Consider the following 16,521-nt stretch of genomic DNA (forward strand, 5'->3'; position numbering starts at 1 on the left):
ATTCGCGATTGCCGGCTTGCCAGTCTCTCGGCACTGCTGCTATATCGCCCGGCGCCCAAGGCGCAAAGACCCGCACGGGTCCGCCCCTATAGCTCAGCTGGTAGAGCAACTGATTTGTAATCAGTAGGTCCGCGGTTCGAGTCCGTGTGGGGGCACCATTCGATCCTACAGTTGTTCCCATCGGCCCATGAACCCCGTCATCGCCTCGTGGCAGGCGAGGACCGGTTCGTGGAAACCGGCGGACCAGAGCATCCGCTCTGTATCGGATTTGTGCGTCGCGTGGTGCTGCTGTCCCGGATCTGCGTGGATCCGCTTGGTCGACCAGCGCTACGCAATTTTGGAGCACGCCACTTGGCTTCGGCGAGAAACTCAAGATCAAAACGATAATTCACATGGCAAGCCTTTCTGCGCGCGACCCATCGCAATCGACCTCGATTACCGGCTTTTTCGGTCCCGTCTTGCACCCGCATCGAACGCAGCGCGTCGCTTGCCGCCCTTCGCAAGACGCGCGGGCCAGTGCAGGGCCGTATCGACACCGCAGGTTGAATATGGTTGCGCGCGTGTTGACCCAACGTAAGTGGTGCGGCACCGTCGGCATATTTCCAGCCCGGGAGTGGGTCCATGAAGATTTTGATGACATCACTTTTCGTCGCACCTTGGGTCGCTGCGTCCGCGGCAGGTGCGTCCACCTACGTTCTGTCGGGATATTCACTGAATTTCGAGGATACCTACCAGGGCGACACCTCGGCGACGCAGGCGGTCGAGGTCACGAACGTCAGTGATCAGACCGTGACCCCGTCCTTTGCCGGCGGTGCCCCTTCGGGGGAGTTCACGGCTGTTCAGAATTGCGCCGCGGCGACACTCGCACCCGGAGCGTCCTGCCAGTTCTTCTATACCTACGTCCCGACAACGCTCGGCGCGTCCTCGGGAACCTCGAACATCCAGATCGATGGCGAGACCTTCAGCATCGCGCTGCAGGGGGTGAGCCTGCAGCCCTACCTCGTCTCGCCGACCGCGCTGGATTTCGGCCCGGTCGAGTCGGGAGAGGTCAGCGCCGCGCAGCAGGTCTCGTTCACGAACGTCACCAACGCCACGCAGACCTATTCCTTTGCTGGCGGAGCGCCCACCGGCGACTTCACCGCGGTGCAGAACTGCGCGGGCGGTGTGCTCGCGCCAGGGGCGTCCTGCCAGTTCACCTACAGCTTCGCTCCGACCGCGGATGTGCCGGCAAGCGGGACATCGAACATATCCGTGAACGGCGACCTCGTCTCGATCTCGCTCACCGGCCTCGGCAGCGACACGGCTGCCTCGCCATTCGTTGTCTCGGGGACCGACCTGTCGTTCGGACATGTCTATGAAGGCGAGACCTCGGCGGTGCAGACGGTCAACGTCACCAACGTCAGCGACGAAATCCAGTCGCCCAGCTTCGCGGGGGGCGCACCGTCCGGGGATTTCAGCGCGGTCCAGAACTGCGCCGGCGGGAACATCCTGCCCGGGGCGTCCTGCCAGTTCTTCTACAGCTTTACGCCGACGGCCGAAGGTACGGCATCGGGCGTCTCGAGCTTCTCGATCGACGGGGAGGCCTACACGGTGCAGTTGAACGGGACCGGGCTGGACCCGCTTCTCGTCAGCCCGCTCAGCCTTGATTTCGGCGAGGTGGAGGTGGGTCAGTCCTCCAGCCTTCAGCTGATCAGCGAAATCACCAACGTTAGCGGCGTGACGCAAACCTACAGTCTGGCGGGCGGCGCCCCCTCGGGAGGCTTCGGCGCAGTGCAGAATTGTGCGGGCGGTGTGCTTGCGCCGGGGGCGTCCTGCCAGTTCTTCTACAGTTTTTCGCCGACCTCGGCGGGCGCGCATGTCAGCCAGTCGGTCTTTTCGATCGACGGAAAGCCGGTGGTGATCGACCTTGCCGGGACCGGGACGGGCGGCACGACCCCACCGCCGGGCGTCGTGCCGCTGCCGGCCAGCCTGCCGCTGCTGAGCTTCGGCGTCGCCCTGTTGCCGCTACTGGCCAGACGTCGGCGCACCGTTCTGCGCTGATCCATCACACCCGGCCAAACCGGCGCTTCGTGTCCACAGACGCGCTGCGCGAGTGTATGACAGACACCGCGGTCGCTTCACAAGATCGGGTGAGGGCGGTCGCCCGAACACTCGGACATGGCTCAGAGAGCGCCCTCGTCGGTCAGCGACTGGATACCGGCCGTCGAGCCGTCGCTGTAAGCGATGCACTGCCAGGGGGCGCGGGTATCGCCCACGCCGACGCGGACCAGCGTCCCGGCTTCGGAGAATTCCGAGCCGAGCAGCACGACGTCGGGGTTGTTCGTGGTGCTCGTGACGTCGCGCAGGCAGGCTTGCTCTGCCGCGTTGGGTGTCGTGGTCGTCGTGGCCTCGACCGTATCCACGGTGCCCTCAGCACAGGCGGAAAGCAGCAGTGCCGCGGCCGTTGCCGTCGGGATTGCGAAAGTTCTCATCTTGGTATCCAGTCTTGTCTTTCCCAATTCACTGCCCGCGAGTCGTAACGCTGGCAGACCCGCCGAGAGTGACCCGCGAATACGTCATCGGTCAACAATGCCCCGCCAAAGGCCGGGTGAGTATCCGGCGCCGGCATCGCATGGTGCGCTCGAACGGGAACGGCGTGTCGTGAAAGCCTTGTCCAGGAACCCGGCGTCCGCGCTGCCCGTCGGCTTCAATCGCGGCTGCGTCTTGACAGTCCCGCGCACCCAAGTGACTGTCGCACCACCGAAAAAGAGCGTGACGGCGCAGGCGCGGAGCGCCGTCACGATGGGAGGGGAACGGTCCGGCCTTGATGCCGGACAGCTTTCCGCACGTCTCGAATTCGCGCAAAGACACGGTTGGGAGGACCGCACATGACGACCTTGAGAACATCCGCAGCCCTTGCCGGCGCCCTTCTTCTGGGCAGCCTCGGCGCCGCACAGGCACAGGAAAAGATGCGCGTGACGCTGCAGCTGCCGCTGACATCGCATCTCGGCGAGAACCTCCAGCTTTTCGAAAAGGAGGTCGAAACGCGCACTGACGGTGCCATCGACGTCGAGATTTACGACAGCGCCACGCTTTACACCGACAAGGAAGTGCCGCAGGCCGTGGGGTCCGGCGCGATCGAAGCGGGTGTCGCCTCGTTGACCCGATACGTCGGCGACGTGCCGGCCGTCGACGTCTTCTACATGCCGTTCCTCCTGAACACCGAGGACAAGGTGCGCGCCGCCGTGGCCGAAGGCTCGCCCGTGCGCTCAGCGCTCGAGGAGGCCATCGCCGAGACCGGCGGCGAAATCCTCTACTGGCAGGCCTATGGCGGCGCGGTGATGCTGTCGAACGGCGGCCCGATCCGCACGCCGGCGGATCTCGAAGGCAAGAAGGTGCGTGTCTTCGGCAAAACCCTTGGCGACTTCGTAGAGGCTGCGGGCGGTGCGCCCACGCTCATTTCGGGTTCCGAACAGTACCTCGCCTACCAGCGTGGCACGGTCGACGTGGGCATGACGGGCGTGTCGGGCGTGAAATCCCGCAAGCTCTGGGAAGTGATGGACACGATCACCGTCACCAACCACGCTGACATCGAGTTCGTCGTGGTGGTCAATTCCGAGTGGTGGAACGGGCTCGACGAGGAGACCCGCGGTCACATCGAGGCCGCGGCGAGCGTGGCGCAGGAGGACGTGCGCAACCGCATGGCCGAGATCGAGGCCGATGCTTATGCCGCGGCCAAGGAGAACGGCATGACCGTCGTCGATCTGACGGAGGAAGAACTGCAGGCGTGGCGCGACGTGTCGCAGCCGGTGTTCGACAGCTACCGCGAAAGCGCGGGCGAGTTGGGCGAGCGCGTCCTGTCCGCCGCCGAAGGTCTCTGAACCGGGACCCGGCACGTGGCATTCCTGGACAGGCTGACCGGCATTCTGGGCTGGGTGGCCGCGGCACTCTTCGTGCTTGCGGGCGCCATGCTGACCTGGGAGGTCGTGGCGCGCTACTTCTTCGTCCGCCCGACCATATGGGCGGCGGAACTGTCGCAATACTGCCTGATCTGGGGATGCCTGCTGGCGATGGCGGGGGTGTTGCGGCAACGCCGGCACATCACCGTCACCGCCGGGTTGGCGCTGATGCCCGTGCGCGCGCGGCGTCTCGCTGACCTCGCGGGCCTTGCCGCAATCTTCGTTTTCGCCCTGATCGTGGGATACTACGGCGGAGAGATATTCGTGGATTCCTGGCAGCGCGGCCGGACCGCGGGCACCATGCTCGACCCGCCGGTCTGGACCATCGAGATCGCGGTCCCCCTTGGCTTTGCGTTGCTGGCAATACAATGCCTGGCCGAGATGGTGCGCACGTGGCGGCACGGTCCGCCCGACATCGGGGGGCACGAATGACCATCGCTCTTGTCGTCGCGGGCCTCTTCGCGCTGCTGCTGCTCGGGGTCCCGGTGGCCTTCGCGCTCGGCGGCACCGGCCTGGTGCTGCTTTACGCCGGTGGGTTCTCTCCGCTGATGGCGCCGCAGGGCATCCTGTCGACGCTCGACGGGTTCATCCTGCTCGCGGTACCCTTGTTCCTGCTGATGGGCAACGTGCTGCTGAAGGGCGGGGTGGGGCGCGACCTCTTCGCCGCTGTGCAGGCCTGGGTCGGCCACTGGCCGGGCGGGCTTGCCGTCGCGACGATCCTGTCCTGCGGGCTGTTCGCCGCGATCTCGGGCTCGTCCGTCGCCACCGCCGCGACCATCGGAACCGTGGCGATCCCTGAGATGACCAAACGCGGCTATGACGCGCGCCACACCTATGGGCTGCTCGCGGCGGGCGGAACGCTGGGCATCCTGATCCCGCCATCGATCCCGATGATCGTCTACGGCTTCGTCGCCGAGGAATCGGTGATCGCGCTCTTCATGGCCGGCGTCGGGCCGGGGCTGGCCCTGATCGCCGCCTTCATCGTCTTCGCGGTGCTGCATGCGCGCCTCTCGCCGGGCTACGAGCGGCTTGCGCCCGCCACCTGGGACGAGCGCCGCGCGGCGTCGGTCCGGGCGTTGCCGTCGGTGGCGCTGGCCTTGTTAGTGGTTTTCGGCATCTATTCCGGCGCCTTCACTCCGACCGAGGCCGCCGCCGTCGGCTTTGCCGCGGCGCTGCTGATCACCGGCGTCATCCTGCGCACGCTGACCTGGCGCGACTTTCTCGAAAGCGCGCGCGACGCGATGGTCACGACGGTCGCGATCCTCTTGATCGTCGCCGGCGCCAAGGTCTTCGGCAAGGCGCTGGCGCTCTGGCGCGTACCGCAGGACATAAGCGCCTTCATCGGAGCGACCATCGACGGACCGATGATGTTCATTCTCGTGGTCTCGGTGGTACTGCTGCTGATGGGGCTGGTCTTCGAGGCGCTGTCGATGGTGTTGATCATGACCCCGGTGCTGCTGCCGGCGGCGATGGGGCTGGGGTTCGACCCGATCTGGTTCGGCGTCTACATGGTGATCATGGTCGAATGCGCCCTGATCACCCCGCCCGTGGGCCTGAACCTCTACGTGATCCAGTCGGTCGCGCGCGCCTCGCTGTCGGACGTGGCGCGCGGCACGCTGCCGTTTCTCGCGATCATGTTGGCCTCGGTCGCGCTGCTATACGCCTGGCCCGATCTCGCCCTCTATCTGCCGTTCAAATGGTGAGTGCTTCATGACCCTCGAAACCCCTGCCGCGCGCTTGCGCGACCTGTTGGCGCAGGACACCTGCCACACGATGCCCTGCTGCTTCGATGCGCTTTCGGCACTTCTGATTGCGCAGGAGGGGTTCCCGCTGACGTTCATGTCGGGGTTCGCCGCCTCCGCCTCTCGCATCGGCGCGCCGGATCTCGGGCTGATGTCCTACGCCGAGGTCGAAGACCAGGTGCGCAACATCTGTGGCGCGGTGCCGGCGCTGCCGCTGATTGCGGATGGCGACACCGGCTATGGCAATGCGATGAACGTGCGGCGCACGGTGCGCGGGCTCTGGCGTGCCGGGGCGGCAGCGGTGATGATCGAGGATCAGGTCGCGCCGAAACGCTGCGGCCACACCCCCGGCAAGGAGGTGGTGGACCGGGGCGAGGCCATGGACCGCGTGCGCGCCGCCGTCGACGAGGCCGAGGCGATCCGGGCGGTGGGTGGCGACGTGTTGATCCTCGCGCGCACGGATGCGCGGCATACGCTCGGTTTGGACGAGGCGCTGGAACGCGCCCGCACATTCCGCGATCTCGGCGCCGACATCCTCTTCGTCGAGGCGCCGCGCGACCGGGCCGAGATGGAGCGGGTCTGCACCGAAGCACCGGGTGTGCACATGGCCAACATCGTCGAGGGCGGCGACACGCCGGACCTGCCACGCGCCGAGCTTCACGCGATCGGCTACCGCATCGCGGCCTATCCGCTCACGCTGATGGCGGTGGCAATGGCGGCGATGACCCGGACGCTGCAGGCGATGCGCGACGATGCCGAACGCGACGGGCGCATGGATTTCGCGGAACTGCGCCGGCGGATCGGCTTCGACGACTACTACGAGGCTTCGAGCCACTACGAAAGCGCGCGCCGCTAACGCCGCAGCCGTCAGGCTGGGCAACAGGGTCTCAGGCCGGTAGCCGCATCAGCCGGCCCGGAGCGTCCTCGGCCAGCGGCGCATCGGCAAGCCGTGCCATGTGCCAGGCCAGCACCTGGTTGCTGCTCAGAACGGGCCGGTCCAGTTCGGCCTCGAGATCGTCGATCACGTCCAGCGTGCGCAGGTTCGTGCAGGACAAAAAGATCGCCTCCGCGCCGGACCGCGCGGCGACGCGCGCCGCGTCGCGCACCGAGGCCGGGTCGATCCGCGCCACCCGCGCTTCGACCTTCTCGCCGAAAGACAGTGCTTCGGGGACCGAAAAGCCGGTTCTTTCGAAGGCGCGGCGGATCGGGGTCGCGACGGTCGCGACATAAGGCGAGACGATGGCGACGGAGGACACATCGAGGGCCCGCAGGCCGGCGAAGGCGGCGGACAGCGGGTCGGTGACCGCCCGCGCCCCGGTGGCTTCGGAGACCAGTACCGCCACCTTCCGCGCGCCGATCAGCGTAGTGCCCGAGGTGCAGGCATAAGCGACCGCCCCGAACTCCGCCGCCGGTGGCAGGAGCCGTGCCGCCTGCGGCAACGTATGCTCCATCTCAGCGATCGTCTCCGGGGTCAGGTCCGCGCCCGAAGGGATGCGGCTGACGTGCAGCGCGACCTCTTGCGGAAAGAAGCGGCGGAACTCCTGTTCGATCGTCTCGTCGACCTGCAACACGATCAGGCCCAGCGTCCCGTGCACCCCGATGGGGCCGGTCAGGGTGTAGGGCTGGCGCGTCATGGGCCGATCACCGGCAGTTCGGCGGGTGTGCGCGCCGACAGCAGCTCGGCCCCGTGCTCGCGCAGCACGAGATTTTCCTCATGCACGAGGATGCGGCCCGGCGCGACCTCCGCCGCCGGTTCGAGCGTCAGAACCATGCCGGCGCGCAAAACCGTTTCGTCCTTCGGCGTGAAGGAGGGCCACTCGGTGAGGGCGAGGCCCAACCCGTGGCCCAGCCGCCCGCCGCAGGGCAGGGCGCCGTTGTCGCGCAAGCCGTCCACTAGCAGACGGTGGACATCGCGCGCCTGCAGGCCCGGGCGCAGTGCGGACAGGGCTGCCTCGGTCGCCGCGTGAAGCGCGGCATGCGCCCGCGACGCGGCATCACTCGGCAGGCCGATGGCGAAGTTGCGGTCGAAGTCGCAGAAATATCCGTCACGCACCGCCCCGGTGTCGAGCATCATCACATTGCCCGTCGCAAGCGGCCTGTTGTCAGCCGGCGAAATCACGTCCGAATAACCCTCCGGACCGGCCCCGCCCGCGAGATACGAGACCCAGTCTGCGCCTTCCTCGAGCAGCGCGATCTGGAAGCCGCGGAACACATCGGCCAGCGAGCGCCCCGGTGCGGCGATCTCGGGCACGCGGGCAAAGGCCCGGTCGGCGACCGCGCAGGTGGCGCGGATGCGATCGATCTCGGCCTCCGACTTGACCTCGCGCACCCGGCACACGACGCCTGTCGCATCGACGAACTTGCGCGGTGCGAGACCGGATTCGAGCTTACGAAAGTCCGTCAGCGGCATCCTGACCTGCGTTTCGGGACCTGCAGGAAGCCCGACGCGGCCCTGTTCGGGCACGACACTGGCCAGGGTCTCGACCAGAAGGCTCACGCCGTCGTCGACCGGATCGGGTGCGTCCCAGGTTCGGATGTCCGCGATCCAAGTCCGGCGCATCAGTGTCTCGCCGATGGCGGGGATGACGGCGATGGGCGCACTCGAAGCCGGCACGACCACGAACCAGGGCCGGGTCGGGCTTTCCCAGAACCGGGTCAGGAACCCGGACACGTAGAACACGTCTGCGGCGGTGCTGAGCAGCAGAGCGTCGAGCCCGTCGGCCGCCATGCCCTCCTGCAGCGCGGCCACCCGCGCGCGATGCTCGTCCGCGGGGAACACGCGCGACGCGTCAGCCATCCTCCGGGCCTTCGCTGAGGATCGCGAGGACCCGCGCCCCGTCTCCGACGCCCTGGGTCCCGGCGAGCAGGGCCGCGAAACCAGCCCCGCCGGAGGGTGTCGTCGCAAGCCCCGCCTTGGCCAATACCTCGACGCCTGCCTGCGCTTGCTGCTCGGTGATGGTCATGAAGAGATCGGCATCGCGCGCCAGCCCGGCCAGCGCGATCATAGACGGCGTCTTGCAGTCGAGCCGTCCCATCGCCGAGACCGGTCCCGCGGTGGTCACCAGCTTTCCGGCGCGGATGCTCTCGATCAGCGCCGGGGCCGCGTCCGGCTCCACGACCGCGATGGTCGGTTCATCTCCCCAGACCGCGCGCGCATGGGCGGCGACCGCCGCGGCAAGTCCGCCGACGCCGGCCTGCAGGACGATATGTGTCGGGATTGCCGACATCTGGTCCACGGCTTCCGCGGCAAGTTGCAGATAGCCTTCCATGACCCGGAACGGCAGGTCGACGTATCCCGGCCATGAACTGTCGGAGAGCAGCGTGCGCGCATCCTGATCTGCCGCCGCTTCGGCCGCGGCCATGCTGTCCTCGTAGGTCGCCCCGGCGCGGACGACCGTGGCCCCCTTGTCCCGCAACCGCGCCGCAAAGCCTTCCGGAACCGTTTCCGACAGAAAGATCATGGCCTCGGCACCGAAGAGCCGCGCCCCTGCGGCGACCGACAGTCCATGATTGCCGGCGCTCGCGGTGACGAAGGTTCGACCCTTCAACGCGTTTTCCCAGGGACCGCCCGCCTGCGCTGCGGTCCGCGCTATGGCATAGGCCGCGCCGAGCGCCTTGAAACTGCCCAGCCGCATGCGCTCGCGCTCGTCCTTGAGCCAAAGCCTGGCTACCCCTAGCCTGTCCGCAAGCGCCGGGGATGTATGCAGAGGCGTCGGGTGATGCGCCGGACAGTGGCCCAGCAACTCCTGGACCGGGGCAGGATCGGCGGCGGGATATTTGGATGCGCCGGGCAAGCCGGTGCCGCGATAGGGGTTTGTCAGGGTGTCCGGCAAGGCGCAGCTCCACTGTTTCCGAACCAGCCTAGCGCGTGATTTCGGGCCTGTCGCGGCCGCTGGCGTGATTGGCGAGGCTGAAATGCGCTTTCGAGCCAGGCCTGTGATGACGACAAGCGCGGTGTCAGGCATGCCGACGATCTGCGGTAGGGCCGATGGCACCGCGAAGCTTCTCGGCGTAGATGGCTAAGACTGTGCAGAGACGGGAAGATCGATCCCCGCAACCTCCGCTATGCCCGGGACATCATGTCCAGTGACCTGCAGCCTTCAGGGTCCGAGAGTCAGCCCTTTCCAGCAGGTGGTGCCGATGTGCTGCCCGACACGCCCTCGGCCAGGAACGGCGCGAGTTCGAAGCGTTTGTTTCCCATCCCCAGAGTGCCGTCTTCCTGCCAGGGCCAGTCCGCGCGGGGTTTGTCCCAATAGATCTCGATCCCGTTGCCGTCCGGATCGTCGAAATAGAGCGCGATCGAAACGCCGTGATCGGCATGGCCGTAGATCTCGACACCGGCATCTGCAGCCCGTCTGGCTGCCACTGCCAGCGCATGGCGCGTGGGATAAAGCAGAGCCACGTGGAATAGCCCCGTGTGGTGTTTTGCGGGCGGGCTGCCGCCGGCGCTGTGCCAGGTATTCAGCCCGATGTGGTGATGATAGCCGCCCCAGGACATGAACGCGGCCTGATCGCCGTAGCGCTGCATCAGGTCCATTCCCATCACGTCTCGCCAGAAGCCGATGGCGCGTTCGAGGTCTGCCACTTTGAGGTGTGTATGCCCGATACAAGGTTTATCCATGCTGTCCATTTTGGGTCTCCGGAAAGGTGTTTCACCGTATGGTCCATCCAAGAGGCAGGCAAGCAAGCCTCGGTGATAGTCCGGTTGGCCGCGAAATGAACGCCTGTCCGGCGGATCAAGGGTTCGCGTTGGCCGAAAGCCTGGTTTGGCGGACTTGGCAGAACACTTCGATGTTCGGCTCTTTTTCCGACACCGCGGGCGATTGCGGAAGGTCGCTGCAAACTGCAAGAGCGCCGTCTGTGCGGACAAAGCCGCCATCAATGAAAAAAGCAAATAAAACATTGGGTTTGGAGAACTCTTTAAATCTCACCAAACCTCTTCCGATGAAGGGCGCATATGCAATTTCACATGATGAACGGGGTCCAAACCTAACCGTTCTCTCATCAAAGTGTTCAATACTGTGAGATCACCCGAACCCCATTCCTCAGAAAAGAGACGAAAGTGCTCGTGTGACTTACGTTCCTTGGGTAACTTAAATTCTTTATGGCGTTCGATAAACACGTCACGCCCCTCTTCGTCGAAGAACAGGTGCACTTCCCCTTGAGCGTTGCCCAGTGCTATTTTCTCATCCTCACCACGACACAGATTTCGTGCCCAGTGGGCATCGCATAGAACAGTTTGTCTTGCCTTACCAATCAACCCATTGGGCTCCAAGCAGCCCTCAGCGGTGATGACACCAAAGGCCCGCACGGGGCCGAAACTGGCTGGCCTGGCACGTCATCACGATGATCTGGTATGCAACAATTGCAGGTATACAGTTCCATCAGATCGGTTTAAGGGGCAGGGCTTGTCTCTGCCGATTGGCGGAGATGGCCGAAGTTCTCCCGCCGATTTTACCGAGACAGAACCCAAAATGATCCAGGCACTCGCCGATGCGCTCGCGGAGCGCGGCTATGACACGCTGACCGCCGTGCAAACGGCCGTCTCCGACCCGGACTTGCAGGACGCCGACCTTTTGGTTTCGGCGCAGACAGGGTCTGGCAAGACGGTTGGGTTCGGGCTTGCGATCGCGCCGACGATCCTGGGCGGTTCCGAGGTCTTGGAGCCTGCCGCCGTACCGCTCGCCCTGATCGTTGCGCCCACCAGGGAACTGGCGTTCCAGGTCATGCGCGAGATTTCGTGGCTGTTCGCAAAGACCGGCGCGCGGGTGACGACCTGCGTCGGCGGCATGGACATGCGCGACGAACGCCGTGCGTTGGAACGGGGTGCCCACATCGTTGTCGGCACACCCGGGCGTCTCCGAGACCACATCCAGCGCGGATCTCTGTACCTGGGCCACCTGCGCGCCGTCGTCCTAGACGAAGCGGACGAGATGCTGGACCTCGGTTTTCGCGAAGACCTCGAATACATGCTGGGCGAGGCGCCCGAAACCAGACGCACATTGCTGTTCTCCGCGACCGTCCCGCCGATGATCGCCAAGCTCGCAAAGCAGTTTCAGCGCGACCCGGTGCGCGTGACCACGTTGACCGGCCAAACGCAGCATGCCGACATCGCCTACCAGGCCCTGCGGGTTGCCCAGCAGGATGCCGAAAACGCCATTGTCAACGTGCTGCGCTACCACGAAGCGCAGAGTGCCATCGTCTTTGCCAATACCCGGGCCGCCGTGAGCCGGCTCGCGGCGCGACTGACGAACCGCGCTTTCTCCGTCGTCACGCTGTCGGGGGAACTCAGTCAGAGCGAGCGGACACATGCGTTGCAGGCCATGCGCGACGGCCGCGCGCGGGTGTGTGTTGCGACCGATGTCGCCGCCCGTGGGATCGACCTGCCGAACCTCGACCTGGTGATCCATGCCGAATTGCCCTCCAACTCCGAAGGTCTGCTGCACAGGTCTGGCAGGACCGGACGGGCCGGTCGGAAGGGCATTTCCGCACTGATCGTTCCACCGAAGATCACCAAGAAGGCCGAACGCCTTCTGAAATTCGCCAAGATAGACGCCGACTGGACGGTGCCGCCGTCCGCCGACGACGTCTTGCGCAAGGATCAGGAACGCTTTCTGACCGATCCTGTCTGGAGCGAGGAGGTGACGCCGGAACACGAGGCATTTGCGGCCAGGCTTCTGACTCGCCAAAGCCCGGAACGAATCGCCGCGGCCTGCATCGCCTTGTACCGGGGCCGGCACTCGGCGCCGGAAGACCTGGCCGCCCCGGATGCCCCGCCCGAGGGCAAGGAGCGCAAGCCGTTCGGTCCGAGCGTTTGGTTCTCGTTGTCGGTTGGCCGCGACGACCGGGCCGAGCCGCGCTGGCTGCTGCCGCTTCTGTGCCGGGCTGGAAATCTGGACAAGGCGGCGATCGGAGCGATCCGCGTTCAACACTCGGAAAGTTATGTGGAGCTTATGGAAGGCAGTGTCGACGGGTTCATGAAAGCGATCGGCGAACAGGCCGAACTCGAGGACGGCGTCAGGGTTCGGCGACTGGACGCGGCGCCGGACCTCGACGCGGGTTCCCGCGAGCGTGGGCCCATCCTTCGCAAGCCTTTGCATCGAACAGACGCAAAACGCATCTCGCCGCGTGAGAACGGACCCCGCGCGAAGCCGAACGACAAACGCGCCAGGCCGCCAAGCAAACTGGAAAAAGCGATCGCGGACGGCGCTGCAAGACCGTACCGCGCACCCAAGAAAGACGGGGCGGCCGAACCGGATGTGTCGCGGGCCAAGCCGTCTGGAGGGAAGAAAAAAGAAAAGAAACCTCACCGCAAGGCGATGCAGGATTCCAAGGTGTCGTCCCTTGGAAAACCCGGCAACAAATCGACGAAAGCAAATGACAAGCGAACCGAAGCAGCCGGGACCGGCGCGCGCAAACCGGACGGCATACCGGGCGCACTCCGCCGGCTTCAAGCCTCGGACCCATCGAAAAGGATCTCGCCACCGGGTGGCAGCGTCAAACCGCGCAACTCCAAATCGGATGTGCGAAGAAAAGAGTCGGGTAAGCCGCGCAAGGGGAAAGGCGGGAACGAACCTCCAAGACGGCGCTGATGGAACGGCCGAGCCATCTCGACGAGATCGGGGTTAAAACCTGGTATGCGGAGAGTTCGCGCTGCAATCGTCACGAATTTTGACAAAAGCAGCGAAGGTTCGGTCTGGGGAACCTGCGTGCAGCGTCAAAGCGACCAAGGAACGGCACCGATGGGCCGAGGCTGTGTGGAAAGGCCTCTCCGTGACATCCTTTCGGGCTAGGGCGGGGAGCGTATCTGGCAGGCTTTGTCGAAGGCGTGGACTGCGGGCACGCATCGCCGTTTCTCGACCGGCTTGGGGAACGGATTGGATGCCGCGAGCGGTTTCTTCACTTGCGCAAGCGCCCCAATTGGAAAGCTGTCGTCCCCGAGTTAGTCTTCCAGGATTGAGATGGTTGAAAGGATCCCAGAGCGGCGTGACCGGCAATCCGGGGGCCACACAATTGTTCGCTGCGGTTGAGATAGAGGACCGGTTTGGGCCTCAAGTGGTTCGGGCCGGGGGTTGACGAACCCTTGCGCTTCGCCGGGACGTCGCGCGTGTGCTTGGAGCCCTTAGTGCCGAATACTGCATCCCGCACGAAGGACCGCTAATCGACCGCAGAGGCAAGCCGTTTGGCGAGGGTGCCCATCAGGGCCACGGCACCGACAAGCAGCACCGCGCCGGCCACCCAGGCGGTTGGTGTGGAGTAGACCTCGGCGAGCGCACCCGCGAAAACCAGGCCCAAGGCGGCTCCGAGTTGCTGGATCAGCGACCTCAGAGACAGCATCGTGGAACGCTGGCGGTCTTCCACGCATCCATGCAGGACACTGCTGGCGGGCGTCTCGGACGCACCAAGAAGAACGGAATACAGGATGAACACCGTCGCAAAGCCGACGATGCTGCCTTGCAAAGACAAGGCGATCTTAACCCCCGCCATGCAGACAAAGACGGCCGCCAGTGTCATTGCGTGACGACGTCGGAAAATCCGGCTGATGCGCGGAGACATCGACGCGCCGAAGGCGATCGAGAAGAAATAGGCAGCCGTCAGGATACCGATTGTCGTGTTTGCAAAACCTTCCTCCAGCATGGGTTTTGCATGGGTCGGCCAGAACACCTCGACCGGGTTGGTCGCCATCAGGAACAACGCCAAAGCTGCCAGCAGCACCGAAAGCGCCGGATGTTTCAGTGCGAGAAGGTCCGCATCCTTGACTGCCGATGGTGCCGTCGCAAAACCCTGTTTCAGGGCATCATTGTTGAGCGGGCGTGTTTCTTCTAAAATGAAATCGTGCGTAAAAACGAACACGCCCAGCATCACCGCCAGACTTGCCGCAAAGGGCACATCGTATGCGCTGACACCCAGTCGCTCGGCCATCGAGCCGATGAGATCGGGCAAAAGGTCTCCGAGGATCGCCCCCACCGCCAAGCCCATTGCGTTTGCCCATTGAGCCTTTGCGAGCGCGGGTTGAACATCGACATTCGGCGCCAGGGCCTTGAAGGTTTCCACGAACCAGGCGTCCAGAGTGCCCGACCGTAGCGCACGTCCGAACCCGATGAAGGCAAACGAGAGTGCGAGAACATGGAACTCGCTTGTCGAAAGGAAGAGTGCGAGGGAGATCAAGCTGGCGATGACCGCCGCCAGAAAAACCGGCTTGCGTCCAATGGTGTCGGCCAATCCGCCGAAGGGGAGTTCCATCGCCATGGTCGCCAGTGAGTAGACCCCGAAGAGCAGCGAAATCTGGAAGAGGTCCATACCCCGATTGGACCTGTCACGGATTTGTGCCGCTCCTTTGACCACGTATCGTGTCGCAAAGGAGAACACATATGGCATNTTTGCCCGCTTCCAGGAACTCCTTAGACCAGGAATAATACAGGCTCTCGGCAATGCCCTCGCGGCGACAGAGCGCGGCAATGCTCTCCTCGCCCCGCAGACCGGCGAGAACGATGCGGATCTTCTCCTCGACCGAATAGTGGACCTGTCACGGATTTGTGCCGCTCCTTTGACCACGTATCGTGTCGCAAAGGAGAACACATATGGCATTACGACCCACCGAAGAATTCCGCGCCGAAGCAGTACGCGTGGCCTTAACCAGCGGGCTACCGCGCAAACAGGTGGCCGCAGATTTTGGGNTTACGACCCACCGAAGAATTCCGCGCCGAAGCAGTACGCGTGGCCTTAACCAGCGGGCTACCGCGCAAACAGGTGGCCGCAGATTTTGGGGTCGGTTTTTCGACGCTGAACCGCTGGATACAGCAGGAACGGCACAATCCTGAGAAACCGACGGTCCAGTCCGATCTGGAACGCGAGATCGCCGAGCTGCGGAAAGAGAACCGTATGCTCCGGGAGGAGAGGGATGTCCTAAAAAAGGCCACGGTGTTCTTCGCGGAGAGAAGCAAATGAGGTTTGCCTTCGTCGAGGACCACCGGCACGACATCCCTGTGAACCGTCTGTGTCAGATCATGGACGTCAGCCCGCGCGGCTATCGGGCCTGGCGGTCCCGTCCCATGAGCGTAAGCCAACGCAAGGATCTGGTTGTCCTTGCGCATATCCGGGATCAGTTCGAGCAGTCGCTTGGCAGTTATGGTCGCCCGCGCATGACCGAGGAATTGAAAGAGCTGGGACTGGCCGTGGGCCATCGGCGCGTTGGCCGCCTGATGAAGGAAAACGGCATCAAGGTCAGGCGGAACAAGAAGTTCAAGGCAACCACGGACAGCAACCACAGCTTCAACATCGCTCCGAACCTGCTGAACCGGGACTTCTCGGCTGATCGTCCAAACCAGAAATGGGCTGGCGACATCAGTTATGTCTGGACACAGGAGGGCTGGCTCTACCTCGCTGTCATGCTTGATCTGCATTCCCGGCGCGTGATCGGTTGGGCGGTCAGCAATCGCATGAAACGTGACCTGGCAATCCGGGCGTTAGACATGGCCACCGCGCTGCGGCGTCCGCCGAAGGGAGGTATCCATCATACAGACCGCGGCAGCCAATACTGCTCCCACGACTATCAGAAAATCCTGCGCCAGCATGGCTTAAGGACGTCGATGAGCGGAACCGGGAATTGCTACGATAATGCGGCCGTCGAAACCTTCTTCAAGACCATCAAGGCAGAGCTGTTGTGGCAACGATCTTGGCCAACACGCCGTCAGGCTGAACTGGCGATCTTCGAGTACGTCAACGCCTTCTACAATCCACGCCGACGCCACTCAGCCCTCGGCTGGAAAAGCCCCTTGGCCTTCGAAGCTCAGGCGGCGTAAATGAGAACCCGGGGCGGCATCAAATCGTGACAGGTCCAG

14 protein-coding genes, 1 tRNA gene and 1 pseudogene are annotated in these 16,521 nt (G+C 64.4%); 8 read left to right on the forward strand and 8 right to left on the reverse strand.

Features of this window, described 5'->3' with window-relative positions:
- Positions 1 to 82 precede the first annotated feature (82 nt).
- Both R5H30_RS08235 and R5H30_RS08240 read left to right on the forward strand, forming a co-directional pair.
- Positions 83 to 158, forward strand: a tRNA-Thr gene (locus tag R5H30_RS08235).
- Positions 159 to 633: 475 nt separating this feature from the next.
- Positions 634 to 2,040, forward strand: coding sequence for a choice-of-anchor D domain-containing protein (locus R5H30_RS08240; protein ID WP_318327692.1), 1,407 nt, complete (start codon positions 634 to 636; stop codon positions 2,038 to 2,040).
- A gap of 122 nt (positions 2,041 to 2,162) precedes the next feature.
- On the opposite strand, the gene R5H30_RS08245 is transcribed toward R5H30_RS08240, so the two are convergent.
- Positions 2,163 to 2,471, reverse strand: a complete 309-nt coding sequence (locus R5H30_RS08245) for a hypothetical protein (RefSeq protein ID WP_318327693.1) — start codon at positions 2,469 to 2,471, stop codon at positions 2,163 to 2,165.
- A 396-nt stretch (positions 2,472 to 2,867) separates the two neighbouring features.
- On the opposite strand from R5H30_RS08245, the gene R5H30_RS08250 reads away from it, so the two are divergent.
- Genes R5H30_RS08250 through R5H30_RS08265 form a run of 4 tightly spaced genes read left to right on the forward strand, consistent with a single transcriptional unit; the run spans position 2,868 to position 6,536 of the window.
- Positions 2,868 to 3,860 (forward strand): TRAP transporter substrate-binding protein, encoded by a 993-nt coding sequence (locus R5H30_RS08250; protein WP_318327694.1) that lies wholly within the window; start codon positions 2,868 to 2,870, stop codon positions 3,858 to 3,860.
- A gap of 15 nt (positions 3,861 to 3,875) precedes the next feature.
- Entirely contained in the window at positions 3,876 to 4,370 is a 495-nt protein-coding gene (locus tag R5H30_RS08255) for a TRAP transporter small permease (protein WP_318327695.1), read from the forward strand.
- Positions 4,367 to 5,641, forward strand: coding sequence for a TRAP transporter large permease (locus R5H30_RS08260; protein ID WP_318327696.1), 1,275 nt, complete (start codon positions 4,367 to 4,369; stop codon positions 5,639 to 5,641). Before R5H30_RS08255 ends, R5H30_RS08260 begins: the two co-directional genes overlap by 4 nt.
- Positions 5,642 to 5,648: 7 nt before the next feature.
- Positions 5,649 to 6,536, forward strand: a complete 888-nt coding sequence (locus R5H30_RS08265; RefSeq protein WP_318327697.1) for an isocitrate lyase/PEP mutase family protein — start codon at positions 5,649 to 5,651, stop codon at positions 6,534 to 6,536.
- Positions 6,537 to 6,567: 31 nt separating this feature from the next.
- Here R5H30_RS08265 and R5H30_RS08270 read toward each other — a convergent pair whose 3' ends face one another.
- From R5H30_RS08270 to R5H30_RS08290, 5 genes are all read right to left on the reverse strand, one after another.
- Positions 6,568 to 7,314, reverse strand: a complete 747-nt coding sequence (locus R5H30_RS08270; protein ID WP_318327699.1) for a maleate cis-trans isomerase family protein — start codon at positions 7,312 to 7,314, stop codon at positions 6,568 to 6,570.
- A complete protein-coding gene (locus R5H30_RS08275; RefSeq protein WP_318327700.1) occupies positions 7,311 to 8,477 on the reverse strand; it encodes a M24 family metallopeptidase in 1,167 nt (388 codons plus the stop codon). Before R5H30_RS08275 ends, R5H30_RS08270 begins: the two co-directional genes overlap by 4 nt.
- Positions 8,470 to 9,513, reverse strand: coding sequence for a pyridoxal-phosphate dependent enzyme (locus R5H30_RS08280; protein WP_318327701.1), 1,044 nt, complete (start codon positions 9,511 to 9,513; stop codon positions 8,470 to 8,472). The genes R5H30_RS08275 and R5H30_RS08280 overlap by 8 nt, the downstream gene beginning before the upstream one ends.
- 281 nt (positions 9,514 to 9,794) lie before the next feature.
- On the reverse strand, positions 9,795 to 10,310 hold the full coding sequence (locus R5H30_RS08285; protein WP_318327703.1) for a VOC family protein: 516 nt from the start codon (positions 10,308 to 10,310) through the stop codon (positions 9,795 to 9,797).
- A 106-nt stretch (positions 10,311 to 10,416) separates the two neighbouring features.
- Positions 10,417 to 10,611 (reverse strand): hypothetical protein, encoded by a 195-nt coding sequence (locus R5H30_RS08290; protein WP_318327704.1) that lies wholly within the window; start codon positions 10,609 to 10,611, stop codon positions 10,417 to 10,419.
- A 543-nt stretch (positions 10,612 to 11,154) separates the two neighbouring features.
- Here R5H30_RS08290 and R5H30_RS08295 point away from each other — a divergent pair.
- Positions 11,155 to 13,272 carry a DEAD/DEAH box helicase gene (locus tag R5H30_RS08295; protein WP_318327705.1) on the forward strand — a complete coding sequence of 706 codons (2,118 nt, stop codon included), beginning with the start codon at positions 11,155 to 11,157 and terminating at the stop codon, positions 13,270 to 13,272.
- Between the two features lie 565 nt (positions 13,273 to 13,837).
- On the opposite strand, the gene R5H30_RS08300 is transcribed toward R5H30_RS08295, so the two are convergent.
- Positions 13,838 to 15,058 (reverse strand): MFS transporter, encoded by a 1,221-nt coding sequence (locus R5H30_RS08300; protein ID WP_412105113.1) that lies wholly within the window; start codon positions 15,056 to 15,058, stop codon positions 13,838 to 13,840.
- Between the two features lies 1 nt (position 15,059).
- Positions 15,060 to 15,197, reverse strand: a pseudogene (locus R5H30_RS08305) (transposase); the annotation flags it as partial.
- A 155-nt stretch (positions 15,198 to 15,352) separates the two neighbouring features.
- Here R5H30_RS08305 and R5H30_RS08310 point away from each other — a divergent pair.
- Positions 15,353 to 16,482 (forward strand): IS3 family transposase gene (locus R5H30_RS08310; RefSeq protein ID WP_318327708.1). Its coding sequence is split into 2 segments (ribosomal slippage): positions 15,353 to 15,596 and positions 15,596 to 16,482, totalling 1,131 coding nucleotides; the frame shifts between segments, so codons are not numbered across the junction.
- The last annotated feature ends 39 nt before the right edge of the window (positions 16,483 to 16,521 follow it).

Source organism: Roseobacter sp. FCG-D35, assembly GCF_033436665.1.
GTDB lineage: Bacteria > Pseudomonadota > Alphaproteobacteria > Rhodobacterales > Rhodobacteraceae > JAWQFO01.

Bases quoted from the DNA above. Each gene is read 5' to 3' on its own strand.
- R5H30_RS08240 (WP_318327692.1), top strand. From the start codon at position 634: ATGACATCACTTTTCGTCGCACCTTGGGTCGCTGCGTCCGCGGCAGGT.
- R5H30_RS08245 (WP_318327693.1), bottom strand. From the start codon at position 2,471: ATGAGAACTTTCGCAATCCCGACGGCAACGGCCGCGGCACTGCTGCTT.
- R5H30_RS08250 (WP_318327694.1), top strand. From the start codon at position 2,868: ATGACGACCTTGAGAACATCCGCAGCCCTTGCCGGCGCCCTTCTTCTG.
- R5H30_RS08260 (WP_318327696.1), top strand. From the start codon at position 4,367: ATGACCATCGCTCTTGTCGTCGCGGGCCTCTTCGCGCTGCTGCTGCTC.
- R5H30_RS08265 (WP_318327697.1), top strand. From the start codon at position 5,649: ATGACCCTCGAAACCCCTGCCGCGCGCTTGCGCGACCTGTTGGCGCAG.
- R5H30_RS08270 (WP_318327699.1), bottom strand. From the start codon at position 7,314: ATGACGCGCCAGCCCTACACCCTGACCGGCCCCATCGGGGTGCACGGG.
- R5H30_RS08275 (WP_318327700.1), bottom strand. From the start codon at position 8,477: ATGGCTGACGCGTCGCGCGTGTTCCCCGCGGACGAGCATCGCGCGCGG.
- R5H30_RS08285 (WP_318327703.1), bottom strand. From the start codon at position 10,310: ATGGACAGCATGGATAAACCTTGTATCGGGCATACACACCTCAAAGTG.
- R5H30_RS08295 (WP_318327705.1), top strand. From the start codon at position 11,155: ATGATCCAGGCACTCGCCGATGCGCTCGCGGAGCGCGGCTATGACACG.
- R5H30_RS08300 (WP_412105113.1), bottom strand. From the start codon at position 15,058: ATGCCATATGTGTTCTCCTTTGCGACACGATACGTGGTCAAAGGAGCG.